This window comes from Serratia sp. LS-1 (assembly GCF_003719595.1).
Taxonomy (GTDB): domain Bacteria; phylum Pseudomonadota; class Gammaproteobacteria; order Enterobacterales; family Enterobacteriaceae; genus Serratia; species Serratia ureilytica.
In genome coordinates, this window is record NZ_CP033504.1 from 4939989 (window position 1) to 4963314 (window position 23326).

The window sequence follows — 23326 nt, forward strand, 5'->3', positions numbered from 1 at the left end:
ATGGCATGTTCGCCGTCACAATCCCATCCCCGGCCGCCAGAGCCTTACCGCTTTACCCCTTTTTTCCCGCCAGCTCGAAGCGCGGCGAGACGATGCCGTACAGCGTCCAGCCGAGGAAGGTGGCGATGGCGCCCCACATCATCGCTTCCTCACCGGAGCTGTAAAGCGCATAGAAGCTGTACAGCGCGCCGATGCCGGCGATGATATTGGCGATGCGCGCCTTGTTGTCTGGCACCTTCGCCACTTTCTGAATAATGACCAGCGCCGCCATCGACAGGATGTAAGGGATGATGTTGGTCACCACCGCCAGGTTCACCAGCACGTTGAACTGCTTGTTCAGCGACGGGCTGATGGTCATCAGAGACAAACCGCTCTGGATGACGACGATGGTCAGCATGCCTTTGACCGGCGCGTCGGCCTTGCTCAGCTTGGAGAAGATTTTCGGGAAGAAGCCGCTGTCGGCGGAGGATTTGAACACCTGGGCGATGGTGAACTGCCAACCGAGCAGCGAGCCGACGCAGGACATCACCATCAACGCCATGATGATCTTGCCGACCGTCGGATTGAACATGTGGGAGAACGCCAGCCCGAACGGGGCGGTGGAGTTGGCCAGATCCATGTTCGGCACGATGCCGGCGATCACGTTGGTCGAAACGATATAGATCACCGCCGCGCTGAGTGTGCCGCCCAGTACGGCGATCGGCACGTTGCGCTCCGGATTTTCCACCACGTCGGTGTTGGCGCAAGCGGATTCCAGCCCCAGGAACGCCCAAAGGGTCATTGAGATCGAGGCGCCAATGGCTTCGAAGGTCGGCACCTGATGCGGATTCCAGGCGGCGACGTAGGCGCTGCCGCTGAACCAGTACCAGCCGATGACCGAGATGCCCACCACCGGAATGATCACGCCCCAGACGGTGATGCCGCTGATTTTGCCGGTGATGCGCGCGCCGCCGAAGTTAGCGACGGTCGCCAGCCACAGCACGCCGATGGTGGCGATACAGATCCCGAGCGGGCTGAGCGTGGTGTCGAACAGCTCGGTGCCGTAGCCGACGGCGGAAATGGCGATGGCGATATTGGCGATCAGCAGCGAAACGCCGTAGGTGTAGTTCGCCATGAAGTTGCCTGATTTACCGAAGGCGTATTCGGCGTAGCCGCCCATGCCGCCGGATTTACGGCTGAACATGCCGCATTTGGCGAACGCGTAGGCCAGCGCCATCGAGCCGACGGCGGTCACCAGCCAGGAAACGATCGAAATCGTGCCCACTTCGGCCAGCTTGGTCGGCAGCATAATTATGCCGGAACCCATCATATTCACGGCGGTCAGGATCGTTAATTGCACGACCCCCATTTTATTGTTGGACTTACTCATGATCATTTTCTCTTTTAGGATGCGATCCGGGCGGCGAGAATAATCGCCGCCCCGTAAGGTGATTAATTTTTCATGACGTAGCCGTAAGCGCGGTTCCAGCCGTCCTCATCCTGTTGGATATAAACGCCCTGCAATTCCGGCGCGAATCCCGGCAATAAGTTGATGCCTTCTTCCAATGCCAGGAAATAACGCTGCGCGGCGCCGCCCCAAATTTCACCGGGAACCACGCACAGCACGCCAGGCGGGTAAGGCAGGGCGCCTTCGGCGGCGATGCGCCCCTCGGCCTTGGCCAGCGAGACCAATTCCACGTTGCCGCGTACAAACTCGGTATTGGCGTCCTGCGGATTCATCACCACGCGCGGGAAATAACTTTTGCGGAACATCTCTTTTTGCAGTTCTTTAACGTCGTAGCTGACGTAAAGGTCGTGCATTTCCTGGCACAGCTGGCGGATGGTGTAGTTTTTGTAGCGCTGCTGGTGGTTTTTATAGACCGCAGGCAGCACCTCGCTGAGCAGGGAGTTTTGCTCGATGTGCTTCTCGAAGCGGGCGATCAGGGCCACCAGGTGTTGCATCTTGGCGATGTCTTCCGCCGGCGTCAGCAGGAACAGGATCGAGTTGAGATCGCATTTTTCCGGCACGATGCCGTTTTCGCGCAGGTAGTTGGCCAGAATGGTCGCCGGGATGCCGAACTCGCTGTAGCTGCCGTTCGCGGTATCGATGCCCGGCGTGGTGAGCAGCAGTTTGCACGGATCGACGAAGTACTGCGATTCGGCATAGCCCTCAAAAGCGTGCCATTTTTCGCCGGGCACGAAGTTGAAGAAGCGCAGATCGTTGGCCATCGCCGCGGTGTCATAGGCTTGCCACGGCTTGCCGTCGATCTGATCCGGCACGAACGGTTTGATCATCGTGCAGGTATCCAGCAGCATTTTGCGCGCTTCGATGCCCACGCGCACACATTCTTGCCACAGGCGCTGGCCGCTCTTGCCCTCGTGCATCTTGGCGTTGACGTCCAGCGCGGCGAACAGCGGATAGAACGGGCTGGTGGAGGCGTGCAGCATAAAGGCGTTGTTGAAGCGCTTGTGGTTGCAGTAGCGGCTCTGCCCCTTGATATGCTTGTCTTTTTTGTGGATCTGCGAGGTTTGCGAGAAGCCGGCCTGCTGCTTGTGCACCGACTGGGTGACGATGATGCCGGGATCGTTCTCGTTCAGCTCCAGCAGCAGCGGTGAGCAGTCTTTCATCATCGGAATGAACTGCTCATAGCCCACCCAGGCGGAGTCGAACAGGATGTAATCGCACAGGTGGCCAATCTTGTCGACCACCTGACGGGCGTTGTAGATAGTGCCGTCGTAGGTGCCGAGCTGGATGATCGCGAGGCGGAACGGGCGGGCTTCGTTGGCGCGTTCCGGCGCCACTTCGCGGATCTGCTGGCGCAGGTAGCGCTCGTCGAAGCAGTGCGCGTCGATGCCGCCGATAAAGCCGAACGGGTTGCGCGCGGTTTCCAGATAAACCGGCGTGGCGCCGGCCTGGATCAATGCGCCGTGGTGGTTGGATTTATGGTTGTTGCGGTCAAACAGCACCAGATCGCCGCGCGTCAGCAGGGCGTTGGTCGCCACCTTGTTCGAGGCCGAGGTGCCGTTGAGCACGAAGTAGGTCTTGTCGGCGTTGAACACCTTGGCGGCGTGCTGCTGCGCCGCGCAAGGCGCGCCTTCGTGGATCAACAGATCGCCCAGTTTGACGTCGGCGTTGCACATGTCCGAACGGAAAAGCGTTTCGCCGTAGAAGTCGAAGAACTGGCGGCCCGCCGGATGTTTGCGGAAGAACTCGCCGCCCTGATGGCCGGGGCAGGCGAAAGTGGCGTTGCCCATTTCCACGTACTGCGTCAGCGTGTTGAAGAACGGCGGCAGCAGCTCGCTCTCATATTTTGCGGCGGCGGCCTCCAGCTGTTTACCGTAGAACTGGGTATTCTTGCCGCACAGCTCAAACACGCCGTGCAGCGCCGGCAATACGGCGTTATCCAGCTCTTCTTCGCAGCAGACGGCGACGAACAGCGGAATGTTCAGGCCGTGCTCTTCGATGCGCGCCACCATGCCTTGCGCGACGTCTTCTACCGACAGCACGATGGCGGCGACGTCATTGAAATCGCTGTGATGCACATCGACGATGTCGCGTTCAGTTTCAAAGCAGCCGAGGGTTTGGGTGTTGGCGGCAATTTTTAATTTTTTCATTTTTCTCATTCTTCAGGCAAAGGCGCACCGTCGGCAAATAATTCCATTTGCCGCTAACGCCTTCACGAAAATAAAGGTGTACGAGAACCCAGCGATGCCCTAAGACATTAACTGTGTTCTTTGTTTTATTTTTCTTGGAGGCTCTTTGACGGTATTAAAAATGTATTGCGCGCCCTTCCCGGTTTGCGGGGGAAAGACATTATCACCGGAGTGCGGAGAATAAATTGAAACGCAAAGACACTCTTAACAACGGCGTAAGAGCGAGGGGGTGAGGGTTATCTGTAGTTGAAGAATGCGAAACTAAAGCAGCTGCGATGAGCCATCATCATAATATGGGTTGTGCGCCTGATGTGCGCCATTTTTCGGTTATTGTTTTCCATTTTCTAATCCACCTTGCTGAGTGAAAAGATGGCGCTATTTTAACGCAAGATGGGCAGGAAATCGTGATTTTCATCACATAAATGCCGGTGTTTATAAATAACTATTCATTGATTATGCAGTGAGTTGCATAAACTGCGGCCAGGCAGACAAATGAGCATGTAAATAAATTGCTAATCGGCGCCGGGCAGACGCGCTAAATTTGCGTGCCGTCAGGATGGGAATAAAAGAATGGCGCAATTAATCGGTTGCCTAACGATCAAATAAATCCGGTTTGTTTTTTTTATGTTATAAACCCGTCTGACGCTGAAATGAGTAAAAATACAGATATTGTGATTTTATATTCGCATGGGATTTTTGGTGATTATCGTTATTTGTGACTCGCTTCAACAACGCAGGGTAAGATGAAGTGAGTGAACCGGGAGGCGAGTAACCTTGAATACCCCAGAACAACGGCAACAGATTGCGGATTTCATCGGCAAGCAACATGTCTTAACGCTGTGCGCCGGCGACGGCCTCGACATGTGGTGCGCCAACTGTTTTTACGTGTTCGACGCCGCGACGATGGCGCTGTGGCTGATGACCGAACCGCACACCCGCCACGGTGGGCTGATGCTGAACAACGGCCGGGTGGTCGGCACCATCGCGCCGAAACCGAAAAGCATCGCGCTGATCCGCGGCGTGCAGTACCGCGCCGAGGCGGTGCTGCTGAGCGGCGAAGAGGCCGAGGCGGCGCGCGCGCGTTACTGCAAGCGCTTCCCGATCGCCAGGGCGATGAAGGCCTCGGTATGGCGGCTGGATCTGCACGAGGTGAAGATGACCGACAACACCCTCGGCTTCGGCAAGAAGCTGCATTGGGCGCGGTCTATACTTTAAGTCGACGTATTGATTACAACGGGAGATTGCATGGCGCGAGCACTGTTAGTCGGCGCAACCGGGCTGGTGGGGCGCGAGTTGCTGCAGCTGTTGCAAAGCGATCCGCAGGTAACGGCCATCGTGGCGCCGACGCGCACGCCGCTGCCGCCGCACGGCAAGCTGACCAACCCGGTCGGCGATGCGCTGTTCGAACTGCTGAGCGGCCTGCAGCAGCCGGTCGATCTGGTGTTCTGCTGCCTGGGCACCACCCGCCAGGCGGCGGGCAGCGCCGATGCCTTCCGCTACGTCGATTACCAACTGGTGGTGGAGAGCGCGCTGACCGGCCGCCGGTTGGGGGCGCAGCACTGTCTGGTGGTGAGTGCGTTGGGCGCCAACGCGCATTCCACCTTCCTGTATAACCGCACCAAAGGCGAGATGGAGCAGGCGCTGCGCGAACAGCGCTGGCCGCGCCTGACGCTGGTGCGGCCTTCCATGCTGGTGGGGGATCGCCCTGCGCCGCGCCTGATGGAGCGCCTCTCGCTGCCGTTGTTCAGGCTGCTGCCCGGCAAATGGCGCGCCGTCTCCGCCAAAGACGTGGCGCAAACGCTGCTGCAGCAGGCGTTCACGCCGGGCGAAGGGGTCAGGGTGCTGGAGTCGGATCGGCTGCACTGCTACCGAGGCTGACGCTGAGGTGGTCGAACGCCAGCTCCAGCCCGGCGGGCAGTTCATTGTCCAGCAGCCACAGATCGAGATGATGGCTGATGTGCGTCAGCAGCGTGCGTTTGGGCTGCAGCAACCGCTGCGTCTCCTGCGCGCGGGTCAGATCGTTGTGGTTGCGCGGCGCCTGCGGCTGAGGCGGCAGGCTGCAGTCGAGCACCAGCAGATCCAGCGCCACGTTCTGCAAATAGTCGGCGGTGGCCGGCGGCAGGCCGACGGTGTCGGTCAGGTAGGCCAGCGCAGCGCTCGCCGCCTGGATCAGATAGCCGTGGGTCAGTTTGGAGTGTTGCAGCGGCAGCGGGGTGATGCGCATGCCGCCCAGTTCGACGGTGGCGAAGGGCGCCAGCGGCGGCTGAAACGCCAGAATGCCCGGGTGTTTGAACAGGTCGTCGCAGCCCTGTTCATCCGGTGGGCCATACACCGGAATGGAATTTCCGCACCCCCAACGCAAAGGAAATAACCCCTGAACGTGATCCATGTGGTAATGTGTCAGTAAAAAACGTTGAATTTGCCCCGCCGAAAATCGCCGCTCCAAAGCCGGCAATCCCGCATCCAATAAGGTCGTTTCCCCCTGATAGTTAAGCATGGCGCTGCATGCGCGCCGCCGAAATGCCGGCTCGCGCCGCGCCCGTTGGCAGATCAGGCAGTCGCAGCCGAACACCGGCACCTGCTGCGCGCCGCCGGTGCCGAGAAAGGTCAGTTGCATCGCTCCCCCTCCGTTAAAGGTACTTCTGGGCAAAGCGGTTGATGTCGCGAAAATCCGCCAGCCGCGCCTGCAGCGTGGCGTGATCCCAGTGCCACCACTGGCTGCGTTCGATACGCTCTATCAGCGCATCGTCGAAGCGCATGCCGATCTTCTTGGCCGCCACGCCGGCGACGATGCTGTAAGGCTCCACGTCCTTGGTGACCACCGCTGCGCTGCCGATCACCGCGCCGTTGCCGACGCTGACGCCCGGCATCAGGATGGCGTTATGGCCGATCCACACGTCGTGGCCGACGGTGACGTGGTGCTCGCGCCGCCAGTCGAAGAACGCCGCGTCGTCTTCCCCCAGCCCGTATTCGGAAGCGCGATAGGTGAAGTGGTGCTGCGCGATGCGCTGGTAGGTCGGGTGGTTGCCGGGATTGATGCGCGCATAGGAGGCGATGGAAACGAACTTGCCGATAGTGGCGTAAAAAATCTGGTTGTGCCCGGCAGTGTAGGAGTAGTCCCCCATCTCCACCTCTTCCAGGATCGCATCGTCGGCCAGATGCACATACTGGCCGAGCCGGGTGCGGTTAAGGGTTACGTTGTCGCCGATTTTCGGCTGGGCAAAGTCGTTCATGGCGTCGCATCCTGAGCTTGTCGGGTGGCGGTTGGCAGCAGCGCCAACAGCGCCGCCAGGGTATCGTCGAGTGGGCCGTCGTTGTGCAGTACCCGGCAGCCGGCGGGCAGACTCTGCTGATATTCCGCCGCCCGCGCCAGCCGCTGCTCGATCTGTTCAGCGCTTTCCCGTCCGCGATCCTGCAGGCGCCGGCGCAGGATCGCGGCGTTGACCTGCAGGCATACCGGCAGCAGCTGCGCACCGTAGCGCTGCTGCGCCTGCGGCAGGTGGGCGCGCGAACCGTTGACCGCCACGTCGATCCCCTGCAGTAGCCAAAGATCCACTTCGATCCCGAACGCGTAGTGCTGCTGATGGGCCTGCCAGTCGAGCGCGAACAGCCCCTTGGCGCGGCGGCGCAGAAATTCGGGTTCGCTCAGCGCGATGTGATTCTCGCAGCCGGCGTCTGCCGGCCGGGTGATGTAACGGTGCGCCACCAGCGGCGCGCGGTCGGCGTCGGCCCGCAGCGCGGCCAGCAGGCTGTCCTTGCCTGCGCCGGAAGGCCCCATCAGATAGATGAGCCGCGCCATCAGAACACCTGCCTGCCCTGGCGCCACACGTTCTGCACGTAAACGTGCTCGCCGTGCGGCCGTGCCAGCACCAGATCCGCCCGCAATCCTTCGGCGATGGCGCCGCGATCCTGCAGATCCAGCGCCCGTGCCGGGTTGCGGGTGATCATGCGCACCGCCTGGGGCAGATCGTAGGCGTTGCGCTCGTCCGCCGCGAGGCGAAACGCCGCGTCCAGCAGGCTGGCCGGGTAATAATCGGAAGAGAGGATATCCAGCACCCCCAGCGCCGCCAGGTGGTGCGCCGCCACGTTACCGGAGTGGGAGCCGCCGCGCACGATGTTCGGCGCGCCCATCAGCACCTGCAGGCCCTGCTGGTGCGAAGCGCGGGCGGCCGCCTCGGTGGTGGGGAACTCGGCAATGGCGCTGCCGAGCGCGCAGGATTCGGCCACGTGCGCGGCTGTGGCGTCGTCATGGCTGGCCAGCGAGATGCGGCGCGCGCGGCAGTGGGCGGCGATCGCCTCGCGGTTTGGCGCGGCCCAGCGGGCGGACAGGGCGACCTGCTCTTCCTCGTACTCGCTCATCTGCTGATCGTTGAGGTGGTATTTGCCCTGATAATATTCGCGGTACTTTTCGCGCGAGGCGAACTGGCGCTGGCCCGGCGAATGGTCCATCAGCGACACCAGCGACACGCCCGGCTTGTCCATCAGCTGTTCGAACAGCGGCAGGGTGCTCTCGTGCGGCAGCTCGCAGCGCAGGTGCAGCCGGTGCTCGGCGCGGTTCACCCCGGCGCGCTGGCTGTGGATCACCGCGTCGATCATCTTCTGCAGGTTTTCCAGCCGGTGGCCGCCGTCGCGCACGTCGCCGATCGCCACCGCGTCCAGCACCGTGGTGATGCCGTTGGCCACCATCAGCGCATCGTGGCTGCTCATCGCCGAATGGGCCGGCCAGTCGACGTTCGGGCGCGGGGTGAAGAACTTGTCCAGGTTGTCGGTATGCAGCTCGATCAGCCCCGGCAGCAGCCAGCCGCCGTCGCCGTCCAGCGCCTGCGGCAGCCGGCTCGGGCCGTCGGCGAAGCTGCGGATCACGCCGTCCTGCATCTCCAGCGAGCCTTGCACCACCTGGTCATCCAGCACCAGCTTAACGTTATTGACGATCATCAGAGGGCCTCCAGCGCCTGCGGCGCCTGCATGTCATAAAGCCGGTCGGCGACCTGTTGGCGGACGCCTTCATCGTGAAAAATGCCGACGATCGCCGCGCCGCGCGCCTTGGCGCGTTCGATAAGCTGCACCACCGCCGCGCTGTTGCGGCTGTCGAGCGAGGCGGTCGGTTCGTCCAGCAGCAGAATGGGGTAATCGACGATAAAGCCGCGCGCGATGTTCACCCGCTGCTGTTCGCCGCCGGAGAAGGTGGACGGCGCCAGCGGCCACAGGCGCTGCGGCACGTTGAGCGCCGCGAGCAGCGCTTCGGCGCGTTCACGGCACTCGGCGCGCTCGACGCCCTGTTCCAGCAGCGGCTGCATCACCACCTCCAGCGCGCTGATGCGCGGGATCACCCGCAGGAACTGGCTGACCCAGCCCAGCGTATGGCGGCGCACCGCCAGAATCTGGCGCGCGTCGGCGCTGACCATGTCCAGCCAGTCGCCCTGGTGGTTGATCAAGATATGGCCGCTGTCCGGCAGGTAGTTGGCGTACAGCGAGCGCAGCAGGGTGGATTTGCCGCTGCCGGAGTGGCCGTGCAGCACCACGCATTCGCCGCCGTGGACCGTCAGGTTGGCGTCGTGCAGCACCGGCAGGCGGGTGCCGTACTGCTGATGCAGCACAAAGGTTTTACTGAGATGTTCAACTCGGATTTGCATAGTCATCTGTTATCGCCTTGGGTTACGACAGCACCGAAGAAACCAGCAGCTGGGTGTAGGGGTGGTGCGGATCGTCCAGCACCCGGTCGGTCAGGCCGCTCTCCACCACTTCGCCCTGTTTCATCACCAGCAGACGGTGGGCCAGCAGCCGCGCCACGCCGAGATCGTGGGTGACGATCACCGCCGCCAGCTGCATCTCCACCACCAGGTTGCGCAGCAGATCGAGCAGGCGCGCCTGCACCGACACATCCAGCCCGCCGGTCGGCTCATCCATAAACACCAGCTTGGGGTGGGTGACCAGGTTGCGGGCGATCTGCAGCCGCTGCTGCATGCCGCCGGAGAAGGTGGTCGGCAGATCGTCGAGGCGCGACAGTGGGATTTCGACGTCTTCCAGCCACTGGCCGGCCTGGCGGCGAATGTCACCATAGTGGCGCTGGCCGATGGCCATCAGCCGCTCGCCGATGTTGCCGCCGGCGGAGACCTGCGGCCGCAGCCCGTCGAGCGGGTGCTGGTGCACCACGCCCCAGTCGGTGCGCAGCAGGCGGCGGCGATCGCTCTCCGCCATGGCGTACAGGTCGTGTTCCTGGTCTGCCTGCGGGCGGTAAAGGATCTGCCCGCGCTGCGGCGCCAGCCGCGCCGAGATCGACTTCAGCAGCGTGGTTTTGCCGGAGCCGGATTCGCCGACGATGCCCAGCACTTCACCGGGGTAGATGTCGAACGACACGTCGCTGAAGCCCTTGCCGGGGGCGTACAGGTGGGTGAGCCGGTTCACCGACAGCAGCGGAGTGGTGCTCAAAGGGGTGGAAGTCATCAGTGCTGCGCCTCTTGCGAAGATTGCGCCAGCTGCTGCCGGCAGTAGTCGGTGTCCGAACAGACGAACATGCGGTTGCCCCGATCGTCGAGCACCACCTCGTCCAGATAGCTGTGGCGCGAACCGCACAGCGCGCAGGGTTCGTCCCACTGCTGCACGCTGAACGGATGGTCGTCGAAGTCCAGGCTCTCCACCTTGGTGAACGGCGGCAGGGCGTAGATGCGTTTCTCGCGCCCGGCGCCGAACAGCTGCAGCGCCGGCATCATGTGCATTTTCGGGTTGTCGAATTTCGGGATCGGCGACGGATCCATCACGTAGCGATCGTTGACCTTCACCGGGTAGGCGTAGGTGGTGGCGATATGGCCGTAGCGCGCGATGTCCTCATACAGCTTCACCTGCATCACGCCGTACTCCTCCAGCGCGTGCATCTTGCGGGTCTCGGTTTCGCGCGGTTCGATAAAGCGCAGCGGCTCCGGGATCGGCACCTGATAGATCAGGATCTGGTCTTCGCGCAGCGCGGTTTCCGGAATGCGGTGACGGGTCTGGATCAGCGTGGCCTCCGGCGTGCGTTCGGTGGTGGCCACCCCGGCGACGCGCTGGAAGAAGCGGCGGATCGACACCGCGTTGGTGGTATCGTCGGCGCCCTGGTCGATCACCTTCAACACGTCGGCGCGGCCGATGACGCTGGCGGTGAGCTGAATGCCGCCGGTGCCCCAGCCGTAGGGCATCGGCATCTCGCGGCCGCCGAACGGCACCTGATAGCCGGGGATCGCCACCGCCTTCAGGATGGCGCGGCGGATCATGCGCTTGGTCTGCTCGTCCAGATAACCGAGGTTATAGCCGGTCAATACTTCACTCATCGCGGGCCTCCTGACGCTCGCTGTATTCCTGCCGCAGCCGCTTGAGCAGCTCCAGTTCGGCCTGGAAGTCGACGTAGTGCGGCAGCTTGAGATGGGAGACGAAGCCGGCGGCCTCGACGTTGTCGGCGTGGGCCAGCACGAACTCTTCGTCCTGCGCCGGGCCGGCGACGCCTTCGCCGTAGTCGGGGCTTTGCAATGCGCGATCCACCAACGCCATCGCCATCGCCTTGCGTTCGGCGCGGCCGAACACCAGCCCGTAACCGCGGGTGAAGTGCGGCGGATGGTCCTTGGGATCGACGAAGCCGTTGACCATTTCGCACTCGGTCAGCAGGATTTCGCCGATATCGATGGCGAAACCCAGCTCTTCCGGCACGATCTCCACCGAAACGTGGCCGGTGCGGATCTCGCCGGCGAACGGGTGGTTGCGGCCGTAGCCGCGCTGGGTGGCGTAGCCGAGCGCCAGCAGAAAACCTTCGTCGCCGCGCACCAGCTGCTGCAGGCGCGCCGAGCGCGAGCAGGGGTAAACCGGCGGGTTGCGGGTGATGTCGTCCGGCGCGCTGCCGTCGTCCTGTTCCTCCCGCGCCAGCTGCTGGCGACACAACAGATCGAACACGTGGCTGCAGTTGTCCGGCAGCGGTTCGTCGGCCTGCGGCGCGCGCGGCGCCTCGCCTTCCGCCAACAGCGCGAAATCCAGCAGCCGGTGGGTGTAGTCATAGGTCGGCCCCAGCACCTGCCCGCCGGGCAAGTCCTTGTAAACCGCCGAGATGCGCCGCTCCAGCCGCATGTTTTCGCTGGCCAGCGGCTCACTGACCGCCAGGCGCGGCAGGGTGGTGCGATAGGCGCGCAGCAGGAAGATCGCCTCCACCAGATCGCCGCTGGCCTGTTTGATGGCCAGCGCCGCCAGCTCGCGATCGTAGATGCCGCCTTCGGTCATCACCCGATCCACCGCCAGCCCCAGCTGCTGTTCGATGTGTTCCGCGCCGATCGCCGGCAGCGCCTCTTCGCCGCGCCGCAGCTGTTCCTGCAGCTGATGGGCGGCCTCAATGGCTTTTTCGCCCCCTTTTACCGCTACGTACATCAGCACACCTCCACGCGGGTGGTCCGCGGGATCGCCAGCAGGCGATCGCCGCAGGTCAGCAAGATATCCAGCCCCAGCGGGAAGCGCTGCGGGCGGTTGACCAGGTAATCCAGCAGTGCCGGCGGCAGGCGCGGCGCTATCAGGCGTTGGCTCTCGATGCCGGGGCCGGTCAGGCGCAGCGCGGCGCCGTTCTCCAGCTCGGCGAGCTGCACGATGACCGTGGCGCCGCATTCCGGCGAGATTTCCGTGCCGTGCGGTAAGGCCTGCAGATCGGCGGCCTGCAGCTGCTCATCGAACAGGGCAAAACAGACCTCCTGCGCCGCGGTGGCCAGCGGCGCGCCGCTGTGAAAACGAATGTTTGTTAGCACTCGCTCACTTTTAAGCGCAGCGCACAGCTGCAGCGGCGTTTCCTGATCGGCCAGCGTCAGCAGCGCGGCGGTGCTGGCGGCGTTCAGCGGCGCCCAGGCCGGGCCGGCCGGCAGCGTCACCCGGTGGCCCGGTTCGCTCAAGGCTTTAAGAATCAAACGGAAAGCGTGCTGCGATTGGTCTATCGGTTGCTCAAAACCGGTCAATAAACTCATGGCTTAATCCCCTCGCACCAGCGTAAAGAAGTCCACCCGGCTGGCGGCGATCGCCCGGGCGCGCAGCTGGCGCTGTTCGTGCTGCAGCGCGGCCAGCGGCGCGATCAGCTGTTGTTGCAGGCGTTCGCCGTGTTCCGGCTGTTGCAGCAGCGCATCGGCCAGCGCGCACAGCTCGGCGTGCGCCTTGTCGCGCCCGGCGATATAGCTGTAGCCGTAGCCGCCGTTGTCCAGCTGCACCACCGCGCGGGTGACCGTCATGTCTCCCAACACGAAGCGGCGGCCGGTGGCGCCCATGCGCCCCTGCAGCTGGGCCAGGCCGATCTCCGGCGCGCGGATGCTGCGGTAACTCGGGCTGAGGTTCAGCGCCTGCCAGTGGCTGCGCAGCTGCTCGGGCCGGCTGTGCGCCAGCACCGACATCCAGCGTTGTCTCGACTCTAAGGCGTGCATTCAGTGCTCCATCGTCAGTTCAATCATGTCGGCGCGGGCCAGGCTGACGGAGTATTCCGCCACGTCTTCGCCGCCGCTGCGGACGTTAAGGGTGCGCACGCACAGCAGCGGCGCGTGGGTGGCGATCTCCAGCAGCCGGCTCTCTTTGGCCTGCGCGCGGCGCGCGCTGATGCGCGTCTGGCGGCGGGTCAGCGGCTGCTGGAGGTGCTGTTCGATAAACTGGTGCAGCGAACCGCTGTGGAACTGCTGCAGCGCCGGCCACCACTCCAGATCGGGCAGATAGTGGTCGATCACGCTCATCGGCACGCCGTTGACCCGGCGCAGGGTGCGCAGGTGGATCACCATTTCGCCTTCTTCACGCGAAAGCGCGCTGGCGACATGCCCATTGCACGGGCGCAAGACAGCGAGTAAGCGCTCACTGGTGGGGTGGCTGCCCTGCTCGAACAGGTTCTGGCTGAAGCGGGTATTGGCGTGCAGCGGGTAGTCGTAAGGTCGCATCAGCACCAGAATGCCGACGCCGTGGCGGCGCTGCAGCCAGCCGCGCTCTACCAACTGATCCACCGCGCGGCGCAGGGTGTGGCGATTGACCTGATAGCGCTCGGCCAGCTGCTGTTCTGAAGGTAGGTAGTCGCCGCAGCGGTACTGCGTGCGCAGCTCCTGCTCCAGCTGCGCGGCGATCTGCTGATAGCGGGTGGGGTAAGTGGTCGGATGTCTAGATAACTCCATCATAATAAAAACCTCGTCATGCCGATGGCGGTGCGATGAAGGTGGAAGCGGTGCGTTTCATCGGGCGTCTAACCTGTGGTCTTCACGTTGGCATCATGGTGCCGGGCGCAGATGACAATCGCGTTACGCGTCGGTGGCGAACAGATGAACTATTTAGGACAGCCCAGGCGTGCACGGGCGGCGGCGGCGCGCTATGCTGGCGCCTTTGTTGACTGACTCTGGCCGCTACCATGCCGCAATCTCTGAATGCCCCTGAACACGCCCCACGCGCCTGGCCGCTGTGGAAACCGATCCTGTTTCTGCTGGTGGTGGCCGTCGGCCTCTACTACGTCAAATGGCAGCCTTACTACGGCAAGGCGTTTGTGGCGGCGGACAGTCACTCGATCGGCAAGTCGATCCTGGCCGACGGCGCCGCGAGCCCCTGGCTGGCGGCCTGGCAGTACGCGCTGGTCTACTTCACCGCAGTATGGAAGGCGGCGCTGCTCGGGGTGCTGTTAGGTTCGCTGGTGCAGGTGCTGATCCCGCGCGACTGGCTGGCGCGCACGCTCGGCCACCGGCGTTTTTCCGGCACCGTGCTGGGGGCGCTGATCGCGCTGCCGGGCATGATGTGCACCTGCTGCGCCGCGCCGGTTGCCGCCGGCATGCGCCGCCAGTCGGTGTCCAGCGGCGCCGCGCTGGCCTTTTGGCTCGCCAACCCGGTATTGAATCCGGCGACGCTGGTGTTCATGGGGTTTGTGCTCGGTTGGCCGTTCGCCGCCATCCGCCTGGTGGCAGGTGTGGTGATGGTGCTGGGCATCGCCTGGCTGGTGCAACGCGTGACCGCCAACGATCCGCAACCCGCCGCGCCGCAGCCGCCGGTGATGATGATGGCGCAGAACGACGAGCAGCCGTTCCTCGCCCGCTGGGGCAAAGCGCTGTGGGCGCTGTTTTGGTCGACCATCCCGATCTACGTGCTGGCGGTGCTGGCGCTGGGCGCGGCGCGGGTCTGGCTGTTCCCGCACGCTGACGGCGCCGTCGACAATAGCCTGCTGTGGATCATCGGCCTGGCGATCGTCGGCTGCCTGTTTGTTATCCCCACCGCGGCGGAAATCCCGATCGTGCAGACCATGATGCTGGCGGGCATGGGCGCAGGCCCGGCGCTGGCGCTGCTGATGACCCTGCCGGCGGTCAGCCTGCCTTCGCTGCTGATGCTCAACAAAGCCTTCTCCGCCCGTGCGCTGTGCCTGACAGCGGCGCTGGTGGCGCTGTGCGGCGCACTGACCGGCGTGGTGGGTATGGGGTTGATGTAACTGATGAGTGGCCCGATGCTGTCTCAAGGAGGAGATGGCAATGGAACAGCGGAATAAACCTGAAATGGACGTAGAGGCGATGTTGCTGTAGCAAGCGCTGCGTGAAAGGGTGGATGCCGCCCTTGAACGCTTAAGAAACGGCACCGCGGTTTATCTCAGCCATTCGGAGGCAGAAAAACGAATGGCTTTATTTAAAGCGAAAATCCGGGGGCGCTATCGGCGAGGGGGGAGGGGGGATTGGTTCAGGGCTGGCGGGCTGTTTCTCCAGGTATAACAACGTGTTATCTTGTGGTCGATTTTGAGCGAAGAGCGGATGCTCGGGGTTGTTCCCACAGTTGAAGAGTTGGCAGCTTAAACACGATGTATTAATCAGCGGTTAATAGACCAGTCACATAGTTGATTATTCATATAAGAAGATTTTGTGTTTTTTCATAAAGTATATTATTAATTATCTATCGTGCAGTCAGAACGAGACGGACGACTCATTTTAACTCAGCTCAAAGGAGAAAGTATGAAGCTTGCACAAGCACGGACAGGAGAGAGACTGAAAGTTAATAAAAAACTAATTCCATATAGTTTTTGGCCAGTAAATACTGGCTCAAAAGGAAACTCTAGCATTTTACCACTTTTGTTTTCACTTGATCCTTGGGCCATTATTGATCAAGCTATAAAGAATAACTGTCCTAATTTATCTAAAAGTGAGGCATTGGCATGTGTTCACCAGGCTAGAGATTTTTATGAGTCGGCTATTGATACACAGCGTGTTTCTGCTAGGCCGTTATCTCTTTACTATTGTTTTATGAATCTAGTTAAAGCGTTTTGTTTGACAAGAGGAACGCAAGTAACCTTTGATAAAGCGCAACATGGATTAACAGAGCAACTGGGGACTGGGGGGAAAGAGCTTCATGATGCTTATTTGGAGGGATTCCCTAGCCCAAACGCAAGGGGTAAATTACAAAATTTTTCAGAGTTTATGCAGGCTTTAACTGGAGCAGGACTGACTGCACCTCAGCAATATAAAATCCCTATTCTTTTACCCCAAATTTTGCCTGGCCACAGACTTTGGTCTTCTGCAGCGAACAAAAAAGAACGTTTTGTTGCTGTTCATGAAATACGCCCTTATGTCAATAAAGAAAGCGGCGAAATTTGGTTAAATATTTACTTTGTCTCTGATGATCTTTCACGTATTGGTATAACAACGACAAATTTTCTTCTCGAGACTGATTTGGCTGGAAGCTATACTCAAGTTAGTTGTGCTGAATTAGATAATTTGAATAGGAAATTAATATGTTTTCAACAAACAACCCCATTCATTTGCAATACAAGAAAATATGCAAATTATCTTCAGGGCCTCTTTGACTCGATACGACCTTATCTCTGGGTCACTGTTTCGACAATACCGCCTTACCGCAGGCATTATGTTTATACCAGACCTAGTACTGATTCTAATCAGGTACTTCCGCAGTTACTTTCAATTTATGCTCTTTCTTATTATCTGGGGTCAATTACTCGATATCGACCTCACCATCTTCCGACGATTACAGATACTGTTTTCGGACCAAGAGTTCAGGATTTTATAACTGGTCAACCTCAGCAATTTCTTTATCTTATGGCTTCTGAATTTGCAAAGAGGGAAGTAACAAAACCTTCCATTCTTTGAAATGGTTCAGTACCTAAATAATGAAAAAATAGCAGGGTGTTGATAACAATTTCCTGCTAAGAGCTATCCTCTCAGACTGGCATGGTGGGTTTTCGATGAAATTAAAGAATATGGCTCACCATTTTAACCCTTAACCCTTAACCCTTAACCCTTAACCCTTAACCCTTAACCCTTAACCCTTAACCCTTAACCCTTAACCCTTAACCCTTAACCCTTAACCCTTAACCCTTAACCCTGCTAAAAAATCTATGATGCTTTACAGGGCTTAACTGCATCCACATTTGGCACAAACCCGCCCATCAGATTAACTCCATACCGTAGCGCTGCCAGATCGAGTCTGTACCACTAGCTCATCGCAACCTATGCACCACCTGGTTGCTGCTGCCGCGCCAGATCAGCGCCGGGTCTTTCAAATCCTGAACGAACTTGCCGTCGATCAGCACGTTGATCCTGTCTACTACCTGCATTTGCTGTGCGTCCAGCTCCGCCAGCCGGTAGCCGGTCCACAGCCAGATATCCTTGCCGGGGCACTCGGCGCGCACCCGTTTCACCAGTTGCAAGATGCTCGGCACGTTGGCCGGGTGCAGCGGATCGCCGCCGGAGAGTGACAGCCCCTGGCGCGGCACGCGCGTATCGTTCAGATCGGTGATGATGCGGTCTTCCAGCGCTGGGGTAAACGGCTGGCCGGAGTTGAGCCGCCAGGTGCTTTTGTTGTAGCAGCCGGGGCACTGGTGCACGCAGCCGGCGACAAACAGCGTGCAGCGGGTGCCGGGGCCGTTGACGACGTCGATCGGGTAATACTGGTGATAATTCATGTGAGGCCTGCCCATCAGGCTATTTTACTGGCCATTTTGCCTCCGGGCAGTGCTCCCAATCCTCACGTACTGCGTGTACGCTGCGGTTGGTGCGCGCTGGCCGAAGGCAAACTGGCTGCGACAATCACGCCTGATGAACAGGCTTCTGCCTAGGTTGCACGGCGCTTTTCAGCCGAGCTGCCCATTACCGAGGTGTTTCACCCGGCGTTTCACCTCTTCCTGCTTGCCGGCGTTGAACGGCCGGGCATCGGGGCTGCCGAGATAGCCGCACACCCGGCGGGTGACCGAGACCTTGGCCGAGTCGTGGTTGCCGCATTTCGGGCAGGTGAAGCCTTTGCTGGTGCAGGAGAATTCACCGGTGAAGCCGCACTCGTAGCACTCGTCGATCGGCGTGTTGGTGCCGTAGTAAGGCACCCGGCTGTAGCTGTAGTCCCACACGTCTTCCAGCGCCTTCAGGTTGTGCTGCAGGTTCGGGTACTCGCCGTAGCAGATGAAGCCGCCGCTGGCCAACGGCGGGTAGGGCGCTTCGAAGTCCAGCTTGTCGTACGGATTGACCTTCTTCTCCACGTCGAGGTGGAAGCTGTTGGTGTAATAGCCCTTGTCGGTGACGCCCGGCACCACGCCGAAATCGGCGGTGTCCAGCCGGCAGAAGCGATCGCACAGGTTTTCGCTCGGCGTGCTGTAGAGGCTGAAGCCGTAGCCGGTCTCGTCTTTCCAGGCGTCGACGGCGGCGCGCAGCCGCGCGACGATCGCCACCGCTTTGGCGCGCAGCGCTTCGTCGTCATACACGTGGTTTTTGCCGCCGAACAGCGCGTTGATGGTCTCGTGCAGGCCGATATAGCCCAGCGAAATCGAGGCGCGGCCATTCTTGAAGATATCCGCGATGTTGTCGTCGGCCTTGAGCCGCACGCCGCAGGCGCCTTCCATGTACAAGATTGGCGCCACCCGCGCCTTGATGCCTTCCAGCCGGGCGATGCGCGTCATCAGGGCCTTTTTCGCCAGCTGCAGGCGCTGATCCAGCAGCGCCCAGAAGCGTGACTCGTCGCCCATCGCCTCCAGCGCGATGCGCGGCAGGTTGAGGCTGATGACGCCGATGTTGTTACGGCCGTCGTGCACCAGCTCGCCGTCCTGCACGTAGGTGCCGAGGAAGCTGCGGCAGCCCATCGGCGTTTTGAACGAGCCGGTGACCTTCACCACCTGATCGTAGTTGAGGATGTCCGGGTACATGCGCTTGCTGGCGCACTCCAGCGCCAGCTGCTTGATGTCGTAGTTCGGATCGCCGTACTGGTGGTTGAGGCCGTCGCGGATGGCGAACACCAGTTTGGGGAATACGGCGGTCTTGCGGTTTTTGCCCAGCCCGGCGATGCGGTTTTTCAATATCGAGCGCTGGATCAGGCGCGACTCCCAGCTGGTGCCGAGGCCGAAGCCGAAGGTGACGAACGGCGTCTGGCCGTTGGCGGTGTGCAGGGTGTTGACCTCGTACTCCAGCGACTGGAAGGCGTCGTAACACTCTTTCTCGGTGCGCGCCATGGCATAGCCTTTGGCATCCGGGATCTGCCACGCTTCCGCCACCTGCAGGTGTTTGCGGAAGCTCTCGTCGACGAACGGCGCCAGAATTTCATCGATGCGGTTGATGGTGGTGCCGCCATAAATATGGCTGGCGACCTGGGCGATGATCTGCGCGGTCACGGCGGTGGCGGTGGAGATCGACTTCGGCGGCTCAATCTCGGCGTTGCCCATCTTGAAGCCGTTGGTCAGCATGCCTTTCAGATCGATCAGCATGCAGTTGAACATCGGGAAGAACGGCGAGTAGTCGAGATCGTGGTAGTGAATTTCGCCGCGTTCATGGGCCAGCACCACGTCGCGCGGCAGGATGTGCTGCTTGGCGTAGTGTTTGGCGACGATGCCCGCCAGCAGGTCGCGCTGGGTGGGGATCACCTTGCTGTCCTTGTTGGCGTTTTCGTTCAGCAGCGCGCGGTTGCTCTGCTCGACCAGGCCGCGAATTTCCTGATTCAGGCGGCCGCGCAGCTCGCGCGCCACGTCGCGATCGTGGCGGTATTCGATATAGGCGCGCGCCAGCTGTTTGTATTCGCCGGCCATCAGCTGGTTTTCCACCGCCTGCTGGATCTCGTGGATATCGACGCGCGGCTGCTGCTCCATGCGCTGAGCGACCACGCGGGCGACGGTGGCGCAGTAGTCGGCATCGACCACGCCCACCGCCAGCGCGGCGCGCTCGATGGCCTGCGCAATGCGCGCTTCGTCAAAAGGTACCTGGCAACCGTCCCGCTTAATCACTACTGGTTTCACATTGTACTCCTTGTTCCCCGAGGGAGCGTTCATACCCGCCTGGCGTGGCGAGCAACCGTCAAATTTCGCTTATCCACAGGGCAAAGCCGCAGCGCGCAAGGGCTGTGGCGGCGTGTGGATGATTTTGTGGATAACTACTATATATAGGTGTTCGCAATTCTTAATGCACTATATATAGATATCGGCGCGATTCTTTTGATGTAGAACAAGGAAAACGAAAGAGCGTGCGCAAGCTGAACAGTCGTCAATCGCCCGCCGGCCGATCGCGAAAATGTTCCAGCAGAAAATCGACCCAGACGCGCACCCGCGGCGGTAGATCCGCCGAAGCGTAATAGAGCCACAGCTGCACCGGGCGCGGCCAGCATTCCGCCAGCACCGGCCGCAGCGTGCCCTGCTCGAAGTGTTTCTCGACGTACCAGCGCGCCAGGTTGACGATGCCCAGCCCGGCCAGCGCCGCATCCAGCAGCATTTCCGGGCGGCTGGCTACCAGCCGGCCGTTCAGATCCAGCGCCAGCGTTTCGCCCTGATGGCGCAGCTGCCATTTGACGTGGCGGCCGTTGGCCGGGTTGCGGTGCAGCAGGCAGTCGTGCCGCAGCAGATCGTGCGGCGTTTGCGGTTCACCGCGCCGCGCCAGATAGTCGGGCGACGCCGCCAGCACCATGTGCATCGGGTAGAGCGGGCGGGCCACCAGCCGGCTGTCGGGATCGACCCGGCTGCCGATGCCGACGTCGAAACCTTCGCCCACCAGATTCACCACCCGGGCGTCCAGCGACAGATCGAGATCGATCTGCGGATAGCGCGCCAAAAATTGCGGGATCAACGGCATCAGCATCTGGCGGCCGAAGCCGGGGATCATCGTGACGCGCACCACCCCGGCCGGCGCCTGCCGTTCGCTGCCGGCGCTTTCCAGCGTCGCCGCCAATGCCTGCCACAGCGGCGCTACCTGCGCCAGCAGCGCTTTGCCCTCGTCGGTCAGCAGCACGTTGTGGGTGTTGCGCTGAAACAGCCGCAGCGCCAGCTTCTCTTCCAGCGCGCGGATGTTTTTGCTGACCGCTGCCGGCGTCACGCCCAGCTGGCGAGCGGCGGCGGAGAAATTTTGCGCCTGCGCGGCGGCGAGGAAGGCCGGCAACAGGCGGTGTACGTCAAAGGGCAGCGACATAGTGGTTGATACTTTCAGTTGAAATTGAAGTGACCTCTAACAGCCTACACCCGCAGCGGCGGAAATGGAAAAATGCCTCATCTTCTTATGACCGAGGAACCATGCATGTCGCGCATTTTAGTGTTAACCGCCCACCGCACCCCCGACGAGTCGCGCATTAATAAGGCGCTGATCGAGGCCGTACGCCCGCTGCCCAACGTGACCGTTCACGAACTGATCCGCGCGTATCCGGATTACCGCATCGACGTGGCGCGCGAACAGGCGCTGCTGCAGAGCCATGATGCGGTAGTGATGCTGTTCCCGTTTTACTGGTACAGCTCGCCGGCGATCCTCAGCGAATGGCAGGATGCGGTATTAACCTACGGTTTTGCCTACGGCAGCGAAGGCACCCAACTGCACGGCAAGCCGCTGCAGCTGGTGGTGAGCACCGGCGGCGACGCGCAGGCTTATACGGCGCAAGGGTATAACCGTTATCCGGTGCAGGATCTGCTGCTGCCGTTCCACGCCATGGCCAACCTGACCGGCATGGATTATCTGCCGCCGCATCTGGTGCAGGGCGTGAGCGACATGAGCGATGAGCAGTTGGCGCAAGCGGCCGCCGGCGTGGCGGCGCTGCTGGGGAAATGGTAGGGCGCAGCGTTCGCCGCGCCCTGCGGGGTCAGTCTTCGAGCAGCCACCACACCGCTTCGAACGGCCGCAGCGTTAGCGCCTGCGGCTGGTCCGCCGAATCGGCGTAGTTGCTCATCAGCGGGCGCCATTGCGCGGAAGCTTCCACGCCTTCCGCCGCCCAGGCCAGCGGTTCGCGGCTCAGGTTGGCCGCCACCAGCAGGCGCTGGCCGTTCCAGCTGCGCTGATAGCACCACAGCGCCGGGTGTTCCGGCGCCAGATCCTGATAGTCGCCGTGGGTCAGCAGCGGATACTGCTTGCGCAGGGTGATCAGCTGGCGATAGGCGTAAAACACCGAGTCGAGATCGGCCAGCGCCGCGTCGGCGTTGATCTGCGGGTAGTTCTCGGCGCAGCCGATCCACGGCGTGCCGGTGGTGAAACCGGCGTGGGGCGCGGCGCTCCACTGCATCGGCGTGCGGCCGTTGTCGCGCGATTTGTCGGCCAGGATCGCCAGCAGCTCGGCGTCGCTGCGGCCCTGGGCGCGCAGTTCGGCGTACATGTTCAGGCTTTCCACGTCGCGATACTGCTCGATGGCGCAGAAGCCGGGGTTGGTCATGCCGAGTTCTTCGCCCTGATAGATATAAGGCGTGCCCTGCATGCCGTGCAGCACCATCGCCAGCATTTTGGCGGCCGGCACCCGCAGTGCGCCTTCATCGCCGAAGCGCGACACGATGCGCGGCTGATCGTGGTTGCACCAGAACAGCGCGTTCCAGGCGCGGTTATGCATCCCTTGCTGCCAGTGGCGGAAGATCTGCTTCAGTTCCACGTAATCCGGCGCCGCCCGCGTCCATTTTTCACCGCCGGCGTAGTCCACCTTCAGGTGATGGAAGTTGAAGGTCATCGACAGCTCTTCGCCGCTCTGCGCCGCGTAGCGCTGGCAATGCTCAAGCGTGGTGGAGGACATCTCGCCCACCGTCATCAGGCCGCGCGGCTGAAACACGTCGCGGCTCATCTCCTGCAGGAACTCGTGGATGCGCGGGCCGTCGGTGTAGAAGCGGCGGCCGTCGCCCTGGCTGTCGGACGGGAAGTCCTGCTGTTTGGACACCAGGTTGATCACGTCGAGGCGCAGGCCGTCGACGCCTTTGTCCGCCCAGAACTGACACACTTTCTTCAGCTCTTCGCGTACCGGCGGGTGCTCCCAGTTGAGATCCGCCTGCTCGGCGGCGAACAGGTGCAGGTAGTACTGGCCGCTGTCGGCGTGCCACTGCCAGGCGTTGCCGCCGAACTTGGAGCGCCAGTTGTTCGGCGGCGTTTCACCTTCGCCGTCGCGCCAGACGTAGAACTGACGATACGGGCTGTGGCGATCCTGCGCGGCCTTGAACCACGGGTGCTCGGTCGAGGTGTGGTTGAACACCATGTCCATCACGATGCGGATACCGCGCCGGTGGGCAGCGGCGACCAACTGCTCGAAGTCCGCCATCGTGCCGTAAGCCGGATCGATGGCGCAGTAGTCCGCCACGTCATAGCCATTGTCCACCTGTGGCGATACGTAGACCGGCGTCAGCCAGATGGCGTCGACGCCCAGTTCATGCAGATAGTCCAGCCGCCGCGTCACGCCGGCCAAATCGCCGTAGCCGTTGCCGGTGCTGTCCTGAAAACTCTTCGGATAAATTTGGTAGATGACGCCGTTCTGCCACCAGGGGATTGGGTTGCTCATAGCT

23 protein-coding genes are annotated in these 23326 nt (G+C 61.5%); 5 read left to right on the plus strand and 18 right to left on the minus strand.

Annotation, left to right across the window (positions count from 1 at the left end; all coding sequences use genetic code 11):
- Nucleotides 1-52: 52 nt before the first annotated feature.
- The 3 genes from potE to speFL form a co-directional block, all read right to left on the minus strand.
- Nucleotides 53-1369, minus strand: coding sequence for a putrescine-ornithine antiporter (gene potE, locus EDY99_RS23525; RefSeq protein WP_033648789.1), 1317 nt, complete (start codon nucleotides 1367-1369; stop codon nucleotides 53-55).
- 62 nt (nucleotides 1370-1431) lie between these two features.
- Nucleotides 1432-3594: an ornithine decarboxylase SpeF gene (gene speF / locus EDY99_RS23530; protein WP_123062098.1), complete on the minus strand. Its 2163-nt coding sequence runs from the start codon at nucleotides 3592-3594 to the stop codon at nucleotides 1432-1434.
- A gap of 275 nt (nucleotides 3595-3869) precedes the next feature.
- Nucleotides 3870-3974 carry a leader peptide SpeFL gene (gene speFL, locus EDY99_RS23535; RefSeq protein WP_004933443.1) on the minus strand — a complete coding sequence of 35 codons (105 nt, stop codon included), beginning with the start codon at nucleotides 3972-3974 and terminating at the stop codon, nucleotides 3870-3872.
- A gap of 433 nt (nucleotides 3975-4407) precedes the next feature.
- Between speFL and EDY99_RS23540 the strand changes: the two genes are divergently transcribed.
- Both EDY99_RS23540 and EDY99_RS23545 read left to right on the plus strand, forming a co-directional pair.
- Nucleotides 4408-4848: a YhbP family protein gene (locus EDY99_RS23540; protein ID WP_015376428.1), complete on the plus strand. Its 441-nt coding sequence runs from the start codon at nucleotides 4408-4410 to the stop codon at nucleotides 4846-4848.
- Between the two features lie 30 nt (nucleotides 4849-4878).
- Nucleotides 4879-5511 (plus strand): NAD(P)H-binding protein, encoded by a 633-nt coding sequence (locus tag EDY99_RS23545; protein WP_033641670.1) that lies wholly within the window; start codon nucleotides 4879-4881, stop codon nucleotides 5509-5511.
- Here the strand turns inward: EDY99_RS23545 and phnP are convergent.
- Genes phnP through phnF form a run of 11 tightly spaced genes read right to left on the minus strand, consistent with a single transcriptional unit; the run spans nucleotide 5468 to nucleotide 13772 of the window.
- Nucleotides 5468-6250: a phosphonate metabolism protein PhnP gene (phnP, locus tag EDY99_RS23550; protein ID WP_123062099.1), complete on the minus strand. Its 783-nt coding sequence runs from the start codon at nucleotides 6248-6250 to the stop codon at nucleotides 5468-5470. The genes EDY99_RS23545 and phnP overlap by 44 nt on opposite strands.
- Before the next feature lie 13 nt (nucleotides 6251-6263).
- Nucleotides 6264-6866 carry a DapH/DapD/GlmU-related protein gene (locus EDY99_RS23555; protein WP_015376431.1) on the minus strand — a complete coding sequence of 201 codons (603 nt, stop codon included), beginning with the start codon at nucleotides 6864-6866 and terminating at the stop codon, nucleotides 6264-6266.
- A complete protein-coding gene (phnN, locus tag EDY99_RS23560) occupies nucleotides 6863-7432 on the minus strand; it encodes a ribose 1,5-bisphosphokinase (RefSeq protein ID WP_116286774.1) in 570 nt (189 codons plus the stop codon). Before phnN ends, EDY99_RS23555 begins: the two co-directional genes overlap by 4 nt.
- Nucleotides 7432-8568: an alpha-D-ribose 1-methylphosphonate 5-triphosphate diphosphatase gene (gene phnM, locus EDY99_RS23565; protein ID WP_060660027.1), complete on the minus strand. Its 1137-nt coding sequence runs from the start codon at nucleotides 8566-8568 to the stop codon at nucleotides 7432-7434. The genes phnN and phnM overlap by 1 nt, the downstream gene beginning before the upstream one ends.
- Nucleotides 8568-9272 carry a phosphonate C-P lyase system protein PhnL gene (phnL, locus tag EDY99_RS23570; RefSeq protein ID WP_123062100.1) on the minus strand — a complete coding sequence of 235 codons (705 nt, stop codon included), beginning with the start codon at nucleotides 9270-9272 and terminating at the stop codon, nucleotides 8568-8570. Before phnL ends, phnM begins: the two co-directional genes overlap by 1 nt.
- 16 nt (nucleotides 9273-9288) lie before the next feature.
- The gene (phnK, locus tag EDY99_RS23575) at nucleotides 9289-10077 is read right to left on the minus strand and encodes a phosphonate C-P lyase system protein PhnK (RefSeq protein WP_016929302.1); all 789 of its coding nucleotides are present in this window, start codon (nucleotides 10075-10077) and stop codon (nucleotides 9289-9291) included.
- Complete coding sequence (locus EDY99_RS23580; protein ID WP_016929301.1) at nucleotides 10077-10937, minus strand: alpha-D-ribose 1-methylphosphonate 5-phosphate C-P-lyase PhnJ; 861 nt, start codon at nucleotides 10935-10937, stop codon at nucleotides 10077-10079. Before EDY99_RS23580 ends, phnK begins: the two co-directional genes overlap by 1 nt.
- On the minus strand, nucleotides 10930-12015 hold the full coding sequence (locus EDY99_RS23585; RefSeq protein WP_123062101.1) for a carbon-phosphorus lyase complex subunit PhnI: 1086 nt from the start codon (nucleotides 12013-12015) through the stop codon (nucleotides 10930-10932). Before EDY99_RS23585 ends, EDY99_RS23580 begins: the two co-directional genes overlap by 8 nt.
- Nucleotides 12015-12596 (minus strand): phosphonate C-P lyase system protein PhnH, encoded by a 582-nt coding sequence (gene phnH / locus EDY99_RS23590; protein WP_047025108.1) that lies wholly within the window; start codon nucleotides 12594-12596, stop codon nucleotides 12015-12017. The genes EDY99_RS23585 and phnH overlap by 1 nt, the downstream gene beginning before the upstream one ends.
- A 3-nt stretch (nucleotides 12597-12599) precedes the next feature.
- Nucleotides 12600-13043 carry a phosphonate C-P lyase system protein PhnG gene (phnG, locus tag EDY99_RS23595; RefSeq protein WP_015376438.1) on the minus strand — a complete coding sequence of 148 codons (444 nt, stop codon included), beginning with the start codon at nucleotides 13041-13043 and terminating at the stop codon, nucleotides 12600-12602.
- Entirely contained in the window at nucleotides 13044-13772 is a 729-nt protein-coding gene (phnF, locus tag EDY99_RS23600; RefSeq protein WP_047025109.1) for a phosphonate metabolism transcriptional regulator PhnF, read from the minus strand.
- 227 nt (nucleotides 13773-13999) lie between these two features.
- Between phnF and EDY99_RS23605 the strand changes: the two genes are divergently transcribed.
- The gene (locus tag EDY99_RS23605; RefSeq protein ID WP_123062102.1) at nucleotides 14000-15058 is read left to right on the plus strand and encodes a permease; all 1059 of its coding nucleotides are present in this window, start codon (nucleotides 14000-14002) and stop codon (nucleotides 15056-15058) included.
- A 511-nt stretch (nucleotides 15059-15569) separates the two neighbouring features.
- Nucleotides 15570-16718, plus strand: coding sequence for a YaaC family protein (locus EDY99_RS23615; protein ID WP_122017079.1), 1149 nt, complete (start codon nucleotides 15570-15572; stop codon nucleotides 16716-16718).
- Between the two features lie 350 nt (nucleotides 16719-17068).
- Here the strand turns inward: EDY99_RS23615 and nrdG are convergent, their stop codons facing one another.
- From nrdG to EDY99_RS23630, 3 genes are all read right to left on the minus strand, one after another.
- Nucleotides 17069-17533, minus strand: coding sequence for an anaerobic ribonucleoside-triphosphate reductase-activating protein (nrdG, locus tag EDY99_RS23620; protein WP_117187880.1), 465 nt, complete (start codon nucleotides 17531-17533; stop codon nucleotides 17069-17071).
- A 168-nt stretch (nucleotides 17534-17701) separates the two neighbouring features.
- Nucleotides 17702-19840, minus strand: coding sequence for an anaerobic ribonucleoside-triphosphate reductase (gene nrdD / locus EDY99_RS23625; RefSeq protein ID WP_123062103.1), 2139 nt, complete (start codon nucleotides 19838-19840; stop codon nucleotides 17702-17704).
- Between the two features lie 244 nt (nucleotides 19841-20084).
- Nucleotides 20085-20999, minus strand: coding sequence for a LysR family transcriptional regulator (locus EDY99_RS23630; protein WP_123062104.1), 915 nt, complete (start codon nucleotides 20997-20999; stop codon nucleotides 20085-20087).
- A gap of 105 nt (nucleotides 21000-21104) precedes the next feature.
- Between EDY99_RS23630 and EDY99_RS23635 the strand changes: the two genes are divergently transcribed.
- Nucleotides 21105-21629, plus strand: a complete 525-nt coding sequence (locus EDY99_RS23635; protein ID WP_123062105.1) for an NAD(P)H-dependent oxidoreductase — start codon at nucleotides 21105-21107, stop codon at nucleotides 21627-21629.
- Nucleotides 21630-21657: 28 nt separating this feature from the next.
- Here the strand turns inward: EDY99_RS23635 and treC are convergent, their stop codons facing one another.
- Nucleotides 21658-23322, minus strand: a complete 1665-nt coding sequence (gene treC / locus EDY99_RS23640) for an alpha,alpha-phosphotrehalase (RefSeq protein WP_123062106.1) — start codon at nucleotides 23320-23322, stop codon at nucleotides 21658-21660.
- Nucleotides 23323-23326: the final 4 nt, after the last annotated feature.

Excerpts from the sequence above, each read along its gene's own strand:
- potE (WP_033648789.1), bottom strand. The coding sequence starts at position 1,369 with ATGAGTAAGTCCAACAATAAAATGGGGGTCGTGCAATTAACGATCCTG.
- speF (WP_123062098.1), bottom strand. The coding sequence starts at position 3,594 with ATGAAAAAATTAAAAATTGCCGCCAACACCCAAACCCTCGGCTGCTTT.
- speFL (WP_004933443.1), bottom strand. The coding sequence starts at position 3,974 with ATGGAAAACAATAACCGAAAAATGGCGCACATCAGGCGCACAACCCAT.
- EDY99_RS23545 (WP_033641670.1), top strand. The coding sequence starts at position 4,879 with ATGGCGCGAGCACTGTTAGTCGGCGCAACCGGGCTGGTGGGGCGCGAG.
- phnP (WP_123062099.1), bottom strand. The coding sequence starts at position 6,250 with ATGCAACTGACCTTTCTCGGCACCGGCGGCGCGCAGCAGGTGCCGGTG.
- EDY99_RS23555 (WP_015376431.1), bottom strand. The coding sequence starts at position 6,866 with ATGAACGACTTTGCCCAGCCGAAAATCGGCGACAACGTAACCCTTAAC.
- phnN (WP_116286774.1), bottom strand. The coding sequence starts at position 7,432 with ATGGCGCGGCTCATCTATCTGATGGGGCCTTCCGGCGCAGGCAAGGAC.
- phnM (WP_060660027.1), bottom strand. The coding sequence starts at position 8,568 with ATGATCGTCAATAACGTTAAGCTGGTGCTGGATGACCAGGTGGTGCAA.
- phnL (WP_123062100.1), bottom strand. The coding sequence starts at position 9,272 with ATGACTATGCAAATCCGAGTTGAACATCTCAGTAAAACCTTTGTGCTG.
- phnK (WP_016929302.1), bottom strand. The coding sequence starts at position 10,077 with ATGACTTCCACCCCTTTGAGCACCACTCCGCTGCTGTCGGTGAACCGG.
- EDY99_RS23580 (WP_016929301.1), bottom strand. The coding sequence starts at position 10,937 with ATGAGTGAAGTATTGACCGGCTATAACCTCGGTTATCTGGACGAGCAG.
- EDY99_RS23585 (WP_123062101.1), bottom strand. The coding sequence starts at position 12,015 with ATGTACGTAGCGGTAAAAGGGGGCGAAAAAGCCATTGAGGCCGCCCAT.
- phnH (WP_047025108.1), bottom strand. The coding sequence starts at position 12,596 with ATGAGTTTATTGACCGGTTTTGAGCAACCGATAGACCAATCGCAGCAC.
- phnG (WP_015376438.1), bottom strand. The coding sequence starts at position 13,043 with ATGCACGCCTTAGAGTCGAGACAACGCTGGATGTCGGTGCTGGCGCAC.
- phnF (WP_047025109.1), bottom strand. The coding sequence starts at position 13,772 with ATGATGGAGTTATCTAGACATCCGACCACTTACCCCACCCGCTATCAG.
- EDY99_RS23605 (WP_123062102.1), top strand. The coding sequence starts at position 14,000 with ATGCCGCAATCTCTGAATGCCCCTGAACACGCCCCACGCGCCTGGCCG.
- EDY99_RS23615 (WP_122017079.1), top strand. The coding sequence starts at position 15,570 with ATGAAGCTTGCACAAGCACGGACAGGAGAGAGACTGAAAGTTAATAAA.
- nrdG (WP_117187880.1), bottom strand. The coding sequence starts at position 17,533 with ATGAATTATCACCAGTATTACCCGATCGACGTCGTCAACGGCCCCGGC.
- EDY99_RS23630 (WP_123062104.1), bottom strand. The coding sequence starts at position 20,999 with ATGTCGCTGCCCTTTGACGTACACCGCCTGTTGCCGGCCTTCCTCGCC.
- EDY99_RS23635 (WP_123062105.1), top strand. The coding sequence starts at position 21,105 with ATGTCGCGCATTTTAGTGTTAACCGCCCACCGCACCCCCGACGAGTCG.
- treC (WP_123062106.1), bottom strand. The coding sequence starts at position 23,322 with ATGAGCAACCCAATCCCCTGGTGGCAGAACGGCGTCATCTACCAAATT.